General features: G+C 43.7%; 16 protein-coding genes and 1 pseudogene. 13 read left to right on the top strand and 4 right to left on the bottom strand.

The annotated features are described in order from the left end of the window. Positions 1–215: 215 nt before the first annotated feature. From HWQ23_RS31940 to HWQ23_RS31930, 3 genes and pseudogenes are all read right to left on the bottom strand, one after another. Positions 216–1,472 carry a molybdopterin molybdotransferase MoeA gene (locus HWQ23_RS31940; RefSeq protein WP_292837678.1) on the bottom strand — a complete coding sequence of 419 codons (1,257 nt, stop codon included), beginning with the start codon at positions 1,470–1,472 and terminating at the stop codon, positions 216–218. A gap of 53 nt (positions 1,473–1,525) precedes the next feature. Then, positions 1,526–2,152, bottom strand: a complete 627-nt coding sequence (locus HWQ23_RS31935) for a PEP-CTERM sorting domain-containing protein (protein ID WP_292837676.1) — start codon at positions 2,150–2,152, stop codon at positions 1,526–1,528. A gap of 131 nt (positions 2,153–2,283) precedes the next feature. Next, positions 2,284–2,424, bottom strand: a pseudogene (locus HWQ23_RS31930) (gephyrin-like molybdotransferase Glp); the annotation flags it as partial. A 79-nt stretch (positions 2,425–2,503) separates the two neighbouring features. Here HWQ23_RS31930 and HWQ23_RS31925 point away from each other — a divergent pair. From HWQ23_RS31925 to HWQ23_RS31900, 6 genes are all read left to right on the top strand, one after another. Further along, the gene (locus HWQ23_RS31925; RefSeq protein WP_292837674.1) at positions 2,504–3,061 is read left to right on the top strand and encodes an RDD family protein; all 558 of its coding nucleotides are present in this window, start codon (positions 2,504–2,506) and stop codon (positions 3,059–3,061) included. A 43-nt stretch (positions 3,062–3,104) separates the two neighbouring features. Further along, on the top strand, positions 3,105–3,299 hold the full coding sequence (rpmG, locus tag HWQ23_RS31920) for a 50S ribosomal protein L33 (RefSeq protein WP_196524501.1): 195 nt from the start codon (positions 3,105–3,107) through the stop codon (positions 3,297–3,299). 2 nt (positions 3,300–3,301) lie between these two features. Next, complete coding sequence (gene rpsR, locus HWQ23_RS31915) at positions 3,302–3,517, top strand: 30S ribosomal protein S18 (RefSeq protein ID WP_012411240.1); 216 nt, start codon at positions 3,302–3,304, stop codon at positions 3,515–3,517. Positions 3,518–3,782: 265 nt separating this feature from the next. After that, positions 3,783–5,843 (top strand): ribonuclease catalytic domain-containing protein, encoded by a 2,061-nt coding sequence (locus tag HWQ23_RS31910; protein WP_292837672.1) that lies wholly within the window; start codon positions 3,783–3,785, stop codon positions 5,841–5,843. 378 nt (positions 5,844–6,221) lie between these two features. After that, a complete protein-coding gene (locus HWQ23_RS31905) occupies positions 6,222–6,506 on the top strand; it encodes a type II toxin-antitoxin system ParD family antitoxin (protein ID WP_292837670.1) in 285 nt (94 codons plus the stop codon). Next, the gene (locus HWQ23_RS31900; protein WP_292837668.1) at positions 6,506–6,811 is read left to right on the top strand and encodes a type II toxin-antitoxin system RelE/ParE family toxin; all 306 of its coding nucleotides are present in this window, start codon (positions 6,506–6,508) and stop codon (positions 6,809–6,811) included. The genes HWQ23_RS31905 and HWQ23_RS31900 overlap by 1 nt, the downstream gene beginning before the upstream one ends. 238 nt (positions 6,812–7,049) lie before the next feature. Here the strand turns inward: HWQ23_RS31900 and HWQ23_RS31895 are convergent, their stop codons facing one another. Continuing rightward, a complete protein-coding gene (locus HWQ23_RS31895) occupies positions 7,050–7,565 on the bottom strand; it encodes a GrpB family protein (protein WP_292837666.1) in 516 nt (171 codons plus the stop codon). A gap of 115 nt (positions 7,566–7,680) precedes the next feature. On the opposite strand from HWQ23_RS31895, the gene rpmI reads away from it, so the two are divergent. The 7 genes from rpmI to bchB all read left to right on the top strand — a co-directional run bounded on the left by rpmI (position 7,681) and on the right by bchB (position 14,517). Then, on the top strand, positions 7,681–7,878 hold the full coding sequence (gene rpmI, locus HWQ23_RS31890; protein WP_196521814.1) for a 50S ribosomal protein L35: 198 nt from the start codon (positions 7,681–7,683) through the stop codon (positions 7,876–7,878). Between the two features lie 19 nt (positions 7,879–7,897). Next, positions 7,898–8,254 carry a 50S ribosomal protein L20 gene (gene rplT, locus HWQ23_RS31885; protein WP_069069781.1) on the top strand — a complete coding sequence of 119 codons (357 nt, stop codon included), beginning with the start codon at positions 7,898–7,900 and terminating at the stop codon, positions 8,252–8,254. A 12-nt stretch (positions 8,255–8,266) separates the two neighbouring features. Next, positions 8,267–9,082, top strand: coding sequence for a transporter substrate-binding domain-containing protein (locus tag HWQ23_RS31880; protein WP_292837662.1), 816 nt, complete (start codon positions 8,267–8,269; stop codon positions 9,080–9,082). A gap of 140 nt (positions 9,083–9,222) precedes the next feature. After that, positions 9,223–9,747, top strand: coding sequence for a tetratricopeptide repeat protein (locus tag HWQ23_RS31875; RefSeq protein ID WP_229472156.1), 525 nt, complete (start codon positions 9,223–9,225; stop codon positions 9,745–9,747). A gap of 139 nt (positions 9,748–9,886) precedes the next feature. Beyond that, entirely contained in the window at positions 9,887–11,887 is a 2,001-nt protein-coding gene (locus HWQ23_RS31870; protein ID WP_292837658.1) for a primary-amine oxidase, read from the top strand. A gap of 120 nt (positions 11,888–12,007) precedes the next feature. Then, entirely contained in the window at positions 12,008–12,577 is a 570-nt protein-coding gene (locus HWQ23_RS31865; RefSeq protein WP_292837656.1) for a peptidylprolyl isomerase, read from the top strand. Positions 12,578–12,990: 413 nt separating this feature from the next. Continuing rightward, the gene (bchB, locus tag HWQ23_RS31860) at positions 12,991–14,517 is read left to right on the top strand and encodes a ferredoxin:protochlorophyllide reductase (ATP-dependent) subunit B (protein WP_292837654.1); all 1,527 of its coding nucleotides are present in this window, start codon (positions 12,991–12,993) and stop codon (positions 14,515–14,517) included. Positions 14,518–14,522 lie beyond the last annotated feature (5 nt).

Below are 14,522 nucleotides of genomic sequence, written 5' to 3'. Positions count from 1 at the left end.
ATTGACGATAGCGCCACGGAGAGCGAGTCCGCGTACTCCTGCGGAGGACAAGCTAGCAAGAGCGTCTGTCTGCGACACGCTATTCGCGTTCGTAGAGAGCGTCTTTTGGATTAAATTTCAATTCTTTAATCCAAAATCTAAAATCTAAAATCTAAAATTCTCACTCTCCCTCATCCCCCACTCCCCACTCCCCACTCCCCACTCCCCACTCCCTATTACCCGTTAAAAAGCTGTAAAACTTGCACCTCTTCTTCTGGGGAAATTAATGTTTTACCTATCGGTAGAACAGCTAAGGCATTAGTTTGAGCTAAATTAATTAAATTGCCAGAACTGTGACTACCACCAGCTTTGTGAAATTCGTAAACTCCATCAACTAAATGCAATTTACCCCAAAGGTAAGTTTCGCGCTTGCCGTTTGATCGCAATTCATCATGCGATCGCACTTTCAAAAATACTGGTTCCCAACCTTCAGTAATTCCCGAAAGTTTCTTGATTGCTGGTAGCACAAACCGCCAAAATGTCACCAACACAGCAGCAGGGTTTCCTGGTAAACCAAAGTATAGTGGAGAGACGCGATTAATCGCGTCTGTACTGGGGAAGGTGGCGACGGTAAGGGGTTTTCCTGGACTTATCTGTACAGCCCGAATGTGGATTTTTGCTCTTAATGAGTCGAGAATTTTGTCAACATAATCATAATCTCCCACTGAGACACCACCAGAAGAGAGAACTATATCAGCGATCGCAACAGCATGGGCAATGACTTTTTCCAGAGCAACTGGATCATCCTTAACAATGCCTAAAATTAACGGTTCTGCCCCACTTTGTCTTACCAAAGCTGCCAGTGCATACTGGTTAGAATCCACAATCTGCCCTGGTTGCAACGGTTGATCAACTGATACCAACTCATCACCAGTAGAAAAAATTGCCACACGCGGACGGCGGTAAACATTTAATTGCGGACATTGTGCTGCTGCCAATACGGCAATTTCTGGGGCATTTAACTTAATTCCTGCTGGTAGCAGTTGTCCTCCAGCTTGATAAAAAGATGCTTTTTGTCTGACAAATTCTTGCGGTTTTGGCGCATCCAGAATAAATACGCGGTTTTGATCGCGACGTGTCTTCTCTTGCATAACTATAGTATCTGCACCTGCTGGCATCACCGCACCTGTGAAAATCCTTGCGGTTTGTCCTGCCCCAATCGTAGACTTGGGCTGATATCCAGCCGGAATCTCTTCAACAATTTCTAAAACGGCTGGTTGTTCGGTGCTAGAGTGTTGCACATCTTCGTAGCGAACTGCATAACCATCCATTGCCGAATTATCCCAATGGGGAAAATCTAGCGGACTGGTGACAGACGTTGCTAAAATGCGACTATCGGCTGCCAATAAATCGACAACTTCTGTATCCCGTTGATCATCCAACGGTTGTACTAAATTTAAAATAATTGCTTCTGCATCGCTGACTGATAACATAGCGATCGCCTCCAACTTTTTTCTTTATCCCTGTAAAGTAACACTGTTCAATTTTAGATTTTAAATTTTTGATTGAATTTCTGCTTGAGGGTAAATCCGAAACTACACACTGCTAGTAAACCTATAATTATGCTTCCTTCTCTTACTTTGGATACCTGAACCGAATTGTTACTTAAATCTAGTATTTGCTCTTTGGCTGCTGCATCTCTACTGTTCAAACGAAATTCTTTAGCTAAAACCTGATCACTAAAACCTTCGTCTATGAGTGCGAGATTATTATTCAGCCATGTGTCACCAAGAAGGTTATTATCCTTGCCAACATCGAATGAGCCAAAGATTTGCTCTTTCGTGCTATCAAAGTTGAATCTCAAAAAGCTGTAGTTAGATACACCACTAAACACTGGAGTGAAACTATTTATTAGAGTGCTGGATGGATCAAAGAAGGAAATTGAGAGGGACTGCAAGTTCTTCGTAGCTCCCAAACCTGCTTCAGAAATGATGCTTGGAGCAGTTGTTGTATCATAATTAAATGAACCTTGAGCTAGATAACCAGTGTCTCCTTTCCAGTTAAATTTGAACTCAGCAGCATGAGCTAGGTCGTTAGCGGTGATGGCGATCGCTAACACTAAACCAGTAGTCGCCACCAGACTAATAGCTGTTTTAGCAAACAGATGTGTCATAGGTACAACTTCCAAATTAATTAAAATTAAGTTTCTACAACAATACAATATTTCCCATAAACAGAATGAAAACTCAAGTGATTTGGGGAAAGTTAGCAACAATCAAAAAAATAGCAAGTTTTCTGTCAGTGAAAATCTAGCGGACTAGTAACAGGTGTTGCTAAAATGCGACTATCGGCTGCCAATAAATCGACAACTTGTGTATCCCGTTGATTATCCAACGGTTGTACTAAATTTAAAATAATAGTATCTCGGAAAGTAACACTGACCACTCAATTAAGAAAGTATATAATGTTGGAAATTATGAGCGATCGCTATTTCCCAACCCCTAAATAAAAATACTTGTTTTGTATGACAATCGAACGAGTTCCCCAAAAACACTATCCCAAGGCTGATATTGGGCGGCGAGGTATGGCATTGGGGCTTGATTTCCTTGGTGTCTGGTTAGTCAGCTCCCTACTGGGAGGCGGCGATATCGGTATTCAATTTGTTGAAATCTTAGTTTTCGTAATACTTTGGCTGGTTTTGCGGGTGCTGGTTGTATATAACAATCAAGGGCAAAGTTTAGGGCGTTGGGCGTTCGATTTAAAGGTGTTGTCAGTCGAAAATGGGCAAGTAATGGGCAGAATTCCAGATTTGCTCTCACTGGTGAAGCGAGAGGCAATTATCGGCTTTGGTGCCCTTTTCGTGTCAATTGCCCTGAGCAATATTAGAGCCAATCCCACTGCTATACTGCTAGTACTTCCCCTCGCAATTGATTGTGGGACTGCCTTCTCTGATACCCAGATGCGGCAGGCTTTACACGATCGCTTTTGTGGAACTTTCATAGTTTCGTCGCGTCGTGGCTACTCGCTCGACATAAAAATCAAAAGATTAGTTGATAATATGCGGCGGAATGTGAGAAGATAGTCATTTGTGTTAATTCTCTTCAGGCTTCACTGTTTGTAAGATTATGGCTAAGAGTAAAGGCGCCCGCATAATTGTGACACTAGAGTGTACCGAGTGTCGGACAAATTCAAACAAGCGTTCTGCTGGTGTTTCCCGTTATACCAGTACCAAGAATCGCCGCAACACCACTAACCGGCTAGAACTGAAAAAGTTCTGCACCCACTGCAATAAACATACCGTTCACAAGGAAATTAAGTAAAGATGAGTTATTTCCGTCGTCGCCTTTCTCCGATCAAGCCCGGAGAACCAATCGATTATAAAGATGTTGATTTATTGCGTAAGTTTGTCACCGAGCGGGGTAAAATACTGCCACGTCGGATTACTGGGCTTACGTCTCAGCAACAGCGAGAGTTGACATTAGCAATTAAACGTTCGCGGATTGTGGCTTTGTTGCCATTCATCAACGCTGAAGGCTAAAGCAATTTTGGATTTGGAATTTTGCGGAAAGTCTGAGCGGAGGTTTCCTCCGATCAGAGCTTTGCAAGACGGATTTTGGATTATAAAGAGAAGCTGCATTTAAATAAACATCTGGCTTTGTCTTTCTGAGTCCAAAATCTCAAATCTGAATCAGAGAGTGTAAAATAGATTGCTGAATGAAAAACGGTAGGATTTAGGATTTGACACCAGTTATAAAATCCAAAATCTAAAATCTAAAATCTAAAATTATTAGAGTGCGAGAGTTGTGGAGAAGGGGACGCTAGTTGAATTTAGGGTTCAAGGCGATCGCCGTCTGGGCATCGTAGAACGTCCAGACGGAAAAACCCGGTGGTTTGTGGTAGACGAACGTGGTCAATCGCACAGCCTCGCGCCCAGACAAATAACTTATACAGTTAACGGACAGACTTACAAGCCCTCTGAGATTGCCAGCTTTTCGGAGCAGGTTAAGCCTTATTTAGATCCATCTAGCTTGGAAGTAGCTTGGGAATTACTGGTTGAAGATGGGGAAACAGTCACCCCAGACCAAATGGCGAATCTGCTATTTTCTGAATCAGCCGCGCCTCATTGTTACGCCGCCTATTGCTTGTTATCAGACGATAAACTCTATTTCAAGCAAAAAGGAGACGCTTACGAGCCGCGAACTGCTGCCCAAGTGGCAGAACGCAAGCACCAGCTGGAAGTAGAGGCACTAAAAGCTAAGGGACAGCAGGAATTTTTAACTCGTGTAGAGCAGGCGCTCAAAGGCGAAGCAATAGAGTGGGGGCGGCACGATCGCCAACGCTTAGAAGGACTAGAAAAATACGCAGCGCTGCTTGCTGACACCGTGCGGATGGGGGTCAATTATGACTCATTGGCTCGCGCTTATCCGCCAAGCGCTCCAGTATTAGAAACTATGACCATGCTGGGACGGCCCACAACACCCCAAGGGGCCTTTCAACTATTGGTAGATTTGGGTTGCTGGAGTCCTTATGAAAACTTGTTCCTGCGTCGTTCTTCAATTCCAATTCAATTTCCTAATAAGGTATTAGAAGTGGCGCAACAGCGTTTGGATTTCCCGCCGATTGACTCAGATACCAACCGCCTGGATCTGACTCACCTGAAGGTCTACACCATTGATGATGAAACTACCACAGAGATCGACGATGGTCTGAGTTGGGAAGTACTCCCCGATGGACAAGAACGCCTCTGGGTGCATATCGCCGATCCCACTAGATGGTTAGTACCGGAAGATGAATTAGATTTGGAAGCCAGAAAGCGGGGTAGTACAGTCTATTTACCTACGGGGATGATTCCCATGTTTCCAGAGGTATTGGCAACTGGGCCAATGAGTCTGATTCAGGGACGGGTTTGTTGCGCCCTCAGTTTCGGGATAGTTTTAGGTACAAGTGGGGTAGTAGAAGATTACAGCATTCATACCAGCTTGATTAAGCCGACTTATCGCCTCACCTACGAAGATGTAGATGAAATGCTGCAATTACGCGTACAAGCAGAACCAGAAATTGCCGCGATCGCTAGTTGGGCACAGAGGCGCAAAGCTTGGCGTTACGCCCAAGGAGCAATTAGCATCACTATGCCCGAAGCGATGATCAAAGTCAAAGATGACGAGATCAACATTGAGATTTTGGACGATTCCCCATCGCGGCAAGTGGTAGCAGAAATGATGATTCTTGCCGGTGAAGTTGCGGCTCGGTATGGTAAAGCTCATAACATACCTTTGCCCTTTCGCGGTCAACCACAACCAGAATTACCTCCAGATGAGGAATTGCTCCTACTTCCGGCTGGATTCGTTCGCGCTTGCGCCATGCGTCGTTGTATGCCTAAAAGTGAAATGAGCATTACGCCTTTGCGTCATGCTGGTTTGGGTTTAGATACCTATACTCAAGCAACCTCTCCCATCCGTCGCTACAGTGACTTACTTACCCACTTTCAACTTAAAGCCCACTTACGGGGTGAAGTTTTACCATTTTCCGCAGAACAACTAAAAGAAGTAATGATGACTGTCACCAGCATCACCCAAGAGGTGACGATGGTGGAACGGCAAACTAATAGATATTATGCTCTAGAGTATTTACGCCGTCATCCAGAGGAAACTTGGGATGTGACAGTGTTGATGTGGCTGCGAGAAGACAGTAACTTGGCCCTAATTTTGTTAGAAGATTTGGGCTTGCAATTACCAATGGTTTTCAAACGTTCTGTCAAGTTGGGCGAACAGATATTGGTGAAAGTCAGCCACGCCGATCCGCAAAAAGATATGATCCAGTTTCAAGAAATAGTTTATCAAGAAGCCCAAACAGCAGCGAATTAACTAATTTCTCTACGAGACGCAGCGCGTAGCTTGTCCTCCGCAGGAGTACGAATACTCGCTAACGTAATTCGTAATGACGCTCCTACGTCGCTAACGCTGCGCTAACGTAATTATTGGTGAAACACTGGCACGTAATTGGCTTTCTTGGTGATCTTTAATTAAACCTCGTCCATGTTGAAACCTGGAGTTTTGAATTATTCTGTTGTGTCATTGCGACGAAGGAAGCAATCGCAAAACTTTGGTAAAAAACTACAGTTCTCAAGTTAGACGAGGTTTAATTGGAGATTTATACCCCAATTGATTCAAATACGAATTATTTTAATCTTGCTCTAACCCCTGTCGGTTAGGATATAGGGTAAATGGAATGAGGTAATAGTTGTGAATATATCTTTGACCCCAGAACTGGAGCAGTTGGTTAAGGATAAAGTTAGTAGTGGGAAATATCACTCAGTTAGTGAAGTGATGGGTGAAGCATTGAGGTTGCTAGAAGAACGCGATCGCATTCGAGAACAGCGTCTAGCAGAATTGAAAGCTAAAATCCAAGTTGGTATCGAAGAACTCGAACGTGGTGAAGGAATTGATGGTGAAGAGGTATTTGCAGAAATAGAGGAAGACATTCGACGCGCCCAAGCTCAAATGCAACAAGCTGAGGCTGCTAAATAATGAGTAGGTGTATTTTAGCGCCTTCAGCTAGATTAGATTTGAAAGAAATTAGCAGTTATATTACGCGCTTTAATCCTGGTGCAGCTCAAAGACTCAACAAAAAAATTAAACAGCAGTGTAAGCTGTTGGCTGATTTTCCTAATATGGGGCAAAGTTGCGATAATTTTGGCAACGGTTTACGGAGTTTGCCGGTAGAAGATTACTTGATATTTTATCGTCCCCTTGATGGTGGTGTGGAAGTTGCACGTATTGTCAGTGGTTATCGGGATTTAGATACAGTTTTCTTAAGTGAGGATATTCCTTAAAACTGCATTTGGGATTTCCAAGAAATAAATTATCGGAATAAACGTAGACGCGGAGCGGTGAAGCAGCGCGGGAACAGGGGGTTTCCCCGATGAGCGACTGCACCAAGCCGGAGGGCTTGCCGCAGGCTACCACTCCAGACGCAGAGAACACAGAGAGAGGAGAAATAGAGAGGATTTTTGCTTCAGTTTTGGGATATTTTTTTTTGGAAGTCCGTTTGACAAAAGCGATTTTCCCCATCTACTCACACCGCGCTTTTGACATCACAGCCCGGATATAGTCATTTTTACCATTGGTATAAGCCTCGCGATCGCTCCTAAAAGTTGCCGCCAAATCGCGTTTTAAAGCTTCGTAACGTTTCGCCTCCTCAGGATGCCTTCTGAGATAGTCGCAAAATAGCTTGCGTTCCCAAAATTCGCTCTTCACCTCGACTATATGAACATGGTGAGTACGTTGCTTTCCATATGGTGGCATTCCTTTCACAAAAAACATCCGTCCTGGATGTGGGTTTTCACGCCAATAAACGTATCCCAAAGATTCTAATATCGGAACAGCAGATTTCGCATCTATTAAGGAATGTACCCCTACCATAATGTCAATAACTGGTTTGGCTGCCATTCCTGGTACTGCCGTACTGCCAATATGTTCAACTTCCACAACTAAGTCATTGCCTAGTGCCTGCCAAATACGCTCGGCTTCTTGTGCAAACAAAGTCTGCCAACGTGGGTCATATTCGACTATATTTACTTCATCCATCGGTGAAATTAATTTTATCTACACGGATCGTGGTTAGTTAAATCGTTTATTTAGTTGCCATTCGAGCAATTTAAATAGTATATAATTATGGATCGTGTCGAATTAAAGCTAAACCATGCCTAAACTAAAGACTCGTAAAGCCGCAGCGAAGCGATTCCGTGCCACCGGCACCGGCAAAATCGTCCGTCGTAAAGCGTTCAAAAGCCACCTTTTAGAACACAAAAGTTCTAACAAAAAGCGTAGTATGCGTCAGAGTGCGCTTGTACATGAACGCGATGAACTTAACGTGCGCTTGATGCTCCCATATTTGTAAGTATTTAAGGAAATAAGTTATGACACGGGTAAAACGCGGTAATGTAGCTCGGAAGCGCCGCAATAAAATTCTCAAACTAGCTAAAGGTTTTCGCGGTTCTCACTCAACTCTGTTTAGAACCGCCAACCAACAAGTGATGAAGGCGCTACGCAGTGCCTACCGCGATCGCAAAAAGAAAAAGCGCGATTTTCGTCGCCTTTGGATCACCCGCATCAACGCTGCTTCAAGGCAACACGGCTTGAGTTACAGCCAGTTGATCGGTAACTTGAAAAAAGCTGATATCCAACTAAATCGCAAGATGTTGGCACAATTAGCAGTCCTCGATCCAGCTAGCTTCGGCAAAGTTGCTGAATTGGCAAATCAAGCTAAAGGATAAAGGTGGCAACGGATGTATAACGGATGTAACAGATGGCAAGTAATTACTCGGTTACATCTGGTATTGTCCGCCACTATTGTTTGGATTTTTTGTTTGTTTATAGTGGGGACGGGATTAACTGCATCTGCTGCCGAAATGCCAGAAATTCAGCAGCGAGGCTATCTAACTGTTGCCGTTAAGGATAACTTGCGTCCCTTGGGATTTAGAGATGCTAGTGGCAATTTGCAAGGCTTGGAAATTGACTTGGCACAGCGCTTGGCAGTTGATTTGGTTGGGAAAGCCGAGGCTGTCAAGTTTAAACCTGTAGCGAATAGCGATCGCCTGTCTGTAGTCTTAGACAAGAAAGTTGATTTTGCGATCGCTAGGGTGACAGCAACCGAATCTCGCAGCCGCATAGTTAGTTTCAGTGTTCCCTACTATTTGGATAGCACTGTATTAGTTACAAAAGATCCCTCTGTACAGAAATTGAGTGATTTTGCAAAACAAAAAATTGCTGTACTCAATAACTCCAGCACCATTGCTCAAGTGCGGTACTATGTGCCAAATGCAAAGTTGGTAGGAGTGAATTCATATGACGAAGCGCGATCGCAAATAGAAACTAATGCCGCCTTTGCCTTTGCCGCAGATGCTAGCGTTCTGAGTGGTTGGGTGCAACAATATCCCCAATATCGGCTATTGCCAATTAAGCTATCAACTGAACCCTTGTCTGTAGTCATGCCCAAGGGATTGCAGTACGATGAATTAAGACGGAATGTCAATCAAGCGATCGCTCGTTACTTAGCATCAGGTTGGCTCCAGCAACGCTCTCAATATTGGGGCTTACCGTAAGAGACGCGATTAATCGCGTCTGTACAAGAGAGATGGGATTAATCGCGTACAGGAGTTAAGATAATTATCCTTATCTCCCTCATCCCCAATAGGCTGATAATAGATTACAGAAGTAACTTTTAATATTTGTATTTGCAGCAATGGATAACAGTCTAGCCGTTGTTTATCTCTCAGTTTTGGTGGTTATACTCACAATTGCAGCCGTGAGTGTTTTTCGGCAGATTTTCAAAACTCGCAAGATTGAAGGCTCTTTTGGAAGATTGCGGAAGAAGTTAGAGAAAGAAAAGGGTACGACTCAAGAATATTATGAGTTAGGCAGTATTTATTCAGACAAAAAAATGTATTCCCAAGCGATACTGCTGTTTCAAAAAGCGATCAAAGCTGCCCAAGAAGAGGGGGAAGAAAATATTGCCCCTATTTACAACGGGCTGGGTTATATTTATTTTATCCAAGAGCAATATGACCTAGCAATTCGTCAGTATAAAGAAGCCCTAAAAGCTAAACCAGACTACGTAACAGGGTTGAATAATCTCGGTCACGCTTATGAGAAAAAAAAGTTAACTACTCAGGCGTTACAAAGTTACGAAGAAGCACTAAAATTGGCTCCAAATAACCCTATTGCTAAACGCCGTGCTGAATCTTTACGTCGTTTAGTTTCTGCGTAAATTGGGCATTGTTTATTTCTCCCTACTCCCTACTCCCCAACTATTAACAAATTAATTTGGCTTTAGCCTCTTAATTTATCGGTTTTCATGCTTAGGCTTGGAAATAGATAACTATACGTCTTTTGTAAAAATGTAAAAGATGATTAAGCGGCTAAAGCGTTTTTTGTGGCTAGCTATTGCCATCATTGTTGTCATTTCTATCTCACTGGGACTAATCGGAATATTGACGGCTCAACAGCCTTCGATTTCCCATCCTCTCACTTCGCTAACCGAGGCAGAAATTAGCACAGCCGTTTCAGTGATCAAAAGAGAAAAATCTTTGAGTGAAATGGCAGCTTTTCCACTTATTGCCTTAGAAGAACCAGATAAAGAAGAAGTTCTGAAATTTACACCTGGTAAAGCTTTTGGGCGAAAAGCTTTTTTGGTAATCTATGAACGTTCGCAAAACAAAACCTATGAGGGAATTGTTGATCTCACAAGCAAAACTTTAAATTCCTGGAAAGAAATACCCTCTGTTCAACCTGCGATCGTCGCTTCAGAATATGAACTGGCAACTCAGGTAGTTAAAGCCGATTCCCGATGGCAAACAGCGATGCGAAAGCGGGGAATTACAGATTTTGATCAAGTCAAAATCAGTTGTTGGGCACCAGGAATCCTGAGTCAACAGGAACAAGCAACAGGTAATCGTCTTTGTCGAGCCTTATCTTATTACAAAGGCGATCGCTGGAACTATTACGGTAGTCCGATTGAAGGAGTCTTAGCAACAGTCAATTTGAACACGGGTAAAATCGCCAGTTTTGTTGACAGAGGAAACGTACCTTTCTCTAAAGAAAACTGGGATTATGATGTAAAGTCCTTGGGTAAATTACTTTCAGCGCCTAAAGCATTAAAGATTCTGCAACCAAATGGTGCAAGTTTCCGAATTAATAACAATGAAATTAGCTGGCAAGGTTGGAAGTTTCGCTATTTAATGCATCCTCGTAGTGGATTGGTGCTGTACCAAGTAACACACGACGACGGAAAAGATATCAGACCAGTTTTATACCGCGCTAGCCTATCAGAGATGGTAGTTCCTTACGGCGATCCAGATCCCACTTGGTCGTTTAGGAATGCTTTTGATGTTGGGGAATACAACCTTGGTTTGCTAGCAAATACGATGGACTTAGGTAAAGAAATTCCTGAAAACGGTCTTTTGCTGGATGCTGTATTTGCTAATGAGCAGGGAGAACCTTATAAGATACCAGGGATTATCGGTATCTATGAACGCGATCGCGGAATGCTGTGGAAACACTATGAGTATAATACTCAGCGTAATGATGTGCGTCGCAGTCGAGAATTAGTGATGTCGATGACTGCGGCCGTTGACAACTATGATTACAGCATTAATTGGATTTTTCACCAAGATGGGACTTTGGAAGTCCAAAATGAATTAACGGGTATCGTACTGGCGCAGGGAACGGCTGCCCAAAAGCAATCTGAGGATGATTCCTATGGTCGGCTAATTGCTAAGAATATTTTTGGAGTAAATCACCAGCACTTTTTCAACTATCGCCTAGATTTCGATGTCGATGGTCAGGCTAATTCTGTGATGGAAATGAATGTGAAAGCTTTGCCGATGGATGAGAAAAATCCTTTAGGAAATGCGATGCCTACGGCGGTAAACTACGCAGTTACAGAAACCCCATTAGCAAAAGAAACGGCTGCTGTCCGCGATTTGGATATGAAACACAGTCGGGAATGGATGATTGTTAGCGCAGACAAAAAGAATGCTCTAGGCGCTGCACCTGGATATATGCTGATGCCTGAAGGAAACTCCATATTTTTCCCTGTGGAAGGCTCAAACATCCGTCAAAAGGCAGAATTTGCGACTCACCACGTCTGGGTAACAAAATATAAACCTACTGAACTTTATGCTGGTGGTGATTATCCCAACCAGACTCAACCCGGACAGGGTTTGCCAAAATATATTGCTGACGATGAGTCCTTAATGGGTGAAGATATCGTACTGTGGTACACAATGGGCGTAACTCATATTCCGCGATCGGAAGATTGGCCTGTGATGCCTGTTCACCAAGTTGGCTTTAAGCTAGTACCTAGAGGATTCTTTAGCCGTAATCCAGCGATTAATTTACCAGAGTAAAATATTCGTTTTCTAAAGTTTCCTTGGTTCAGTTTTTTCGTAATCTGTAAACCTGTAACTTGAATGCTGATAAGCTTATCGTAGGTCAAATACTAGAAGTTTTCATTCATAGGATAGCTCATGGATTTTCCAGAAATTAATATTCCCGGTGATGGCACATTGCACGCTCGTTTAATTACTTCCTTGGGTCAAATTATAGTTCGTTTGGAGGAAGACAAAACCCCCAATACCGTCAAAAATTTTGTAGGTTTAGCAACCGGGACAATCGACTGGAAAGACCCTAAGACAGGTCAATCTCAGAAAGGGACTCCTGCCTACGATGGAATTCGCTTTCACCGAGTTATCCCTGATTTTATGATTCAGTGTGGCGATCCCCTGGCTCGTTATCCAGATATGGCCAACCGTTGGGGTACTGGTGGCCCGGGATATCAATTTGAAGATGAGTTTCATCCTGAGTTGAAACACTCTAGTGCCGGTATCCTCTCAATGGCAAATGCAGGACGCGGTACTAATGGTTCGCAATGGTTCATTACAGAAGGGCCAACGCCTCATCTTGACCGCAAACACAGTGTTTTTGGTAAAGTTGTCGAAGGTATGGATATAGTCAACCGCATCGCCAACGTGCCTACGACTAGAGATCGTCCTAATCAAGACGTAGTGTTAGAAAAAGTAGAAATTTTTCGGCAGTAACTAACACCTCTCCAAATTAATTTATACTCTCCCGAATTTTGCCATTGTTCTCTCGTTCCCAGTCTCTGACTGGGAATACCTATAGGAGGCTCCGCCTTAAGACTTGCGGCAGAGCCGCTATGATGAGCATTTCCAGCCAGAGGCTGGAAACGAGATTTTAATTTGCCGAAAAATTAAGATTTATTTTAAAAAAACAACAGTAATATTGTTAAATTCAGAAGCTAGATTCCAATCAGGAACTCGGTTTGAGCGATGCCTACACCTACGCACCTCAGATAAAACCCTTACAAGTCTTCACTTCTTTAGGGCTACAAGTTTTGAGACAATCAGAAACGATTTAATAATAATCAAGCACTTATAGTCCACTCTTATCGGACTCCGTGTTATTTCTATTGAAAAGGGAGAACACAAACATGAAATTGGCTTACTGGATGTATGCAGGCCCAGCCCACATCGGCACTCTGCGAATCGCTAGCTCTTTTAAAAATGTCCATGCGATCATGCACGCCCCCATTGGCGATGACTACTTTAACGTCATGCGCTCCATGCTATCGCGGGAAAGGAATTTTACTCCGGTAACAACCAGTGTCGTCGATCGCAACGTTTTGGCACGCGGTTCTCAAGAGAAGGTGGTAGATAACATCATCCGCAAGGATGCCGAGGAACACCCGGATCTGATTGTGTTAACTCCCACCTGCACCTCCAGCATTTTGCAAGAGGATTTGCACAACTTTGTTGAGCGATCGCAGTTGGAAGCGAAAGGAGACGTAATGCTGGCGGATGTGAACCACTACCGCTACAACGAACTGCAAGCCGCCGATCGCACTTTGGATCAAATCGTCCAATACTACATTGAAAAAGCCCGGAAGCGGGGCGAATTGCCAGAGGGCAAAACTGCGAAACCCTCAGTTAACATCATCGGTACTACCACCCTTGGTTTCCACAATAATCACGACTGCACCGAACTGAAACGGTTGATGGCTGACTTGGGAATTGAGATAAATACCTTAATTCCCGAAGGTGCTTCGGTGAATGACTTGAAAAAGATGTCCCAAGCCTGGTTTAACCTGGTGCCTTACCGTGAACTCGGTTTGACCACAGCTCGTTACCTGGAAGAACAATTTGGCACACCTTATATAGACATTACTCCAATGGGTGTAGTGGAAACTGCCCGTTGTATTCGCAAGATTCAGCAGGTAATTAACGCTCAAGGCGCAGAAGTTGACTACGAAAACTTCATCAATGAGCAAACCCTGCATGTCTCTCAGGCTGCTTGGTTCTCCCGTTCAATTGACTGTCAAAACTTGACTGGCAAAAAAGCTGTGGTCTTTGGTGACAACACCCACGCCGCCGCCATCACCAAGATTCTGGCGCGAGAAATGGGGATTCATGTTGTTTGGGCTGGAACCTACTGTAAATATGATGCAGACTGGTTCCGCGAACAGGTGAGCGAGTATTGCGATGAAGTGCTAATCTCCGAAGATCATGGTGCAATTGGGGATGCGATCGCTCGTGTCGAACCCTCCGCAATTTTCGGTACCCAAATGGAACGCCACGTTGGTAAACGTTTGGATATTCCCTGCGGCGTAATTGCTGCACCAATCCACGTCCAAAACTTCCCCATTGGTTACAAACCATTTATGGGTTACGAAGGCACGAATCAGATTACAGATTTGATCTACAATTCCTTCACTTTGGGAATGGAAGATCACCTATTAGAAATCTTCGGTGGTCACGATACCAAAGAAGTAATTACTAGAGGAATTTCTGCTGATTCTGATTTGAATTGGACAAAAGATGGTCAAGCAGAATTGAATAAGATTCCGGGATTTGTTCGCGGCAAAGTAAAGCGTAATACTGAGAAATTTGCCCGCGATCGGGGTTTCAAGGAAATTAACGCTGAGGTGTTGTACGCCGCCAAAGAAGCTGTCGGGGCATAGTTTCA

The organism is Nostoc sp. JL33 (genome assembly GCF_017114985.1).
GTDB lineage: Bacteria > Cyanobacteriota > Cyanobacteriia > Cyanobacteriales > Nostocaceae > Nostoc.
This window is presented reverse-complemented; position numbering and strand designations above follow the sequence as displayed.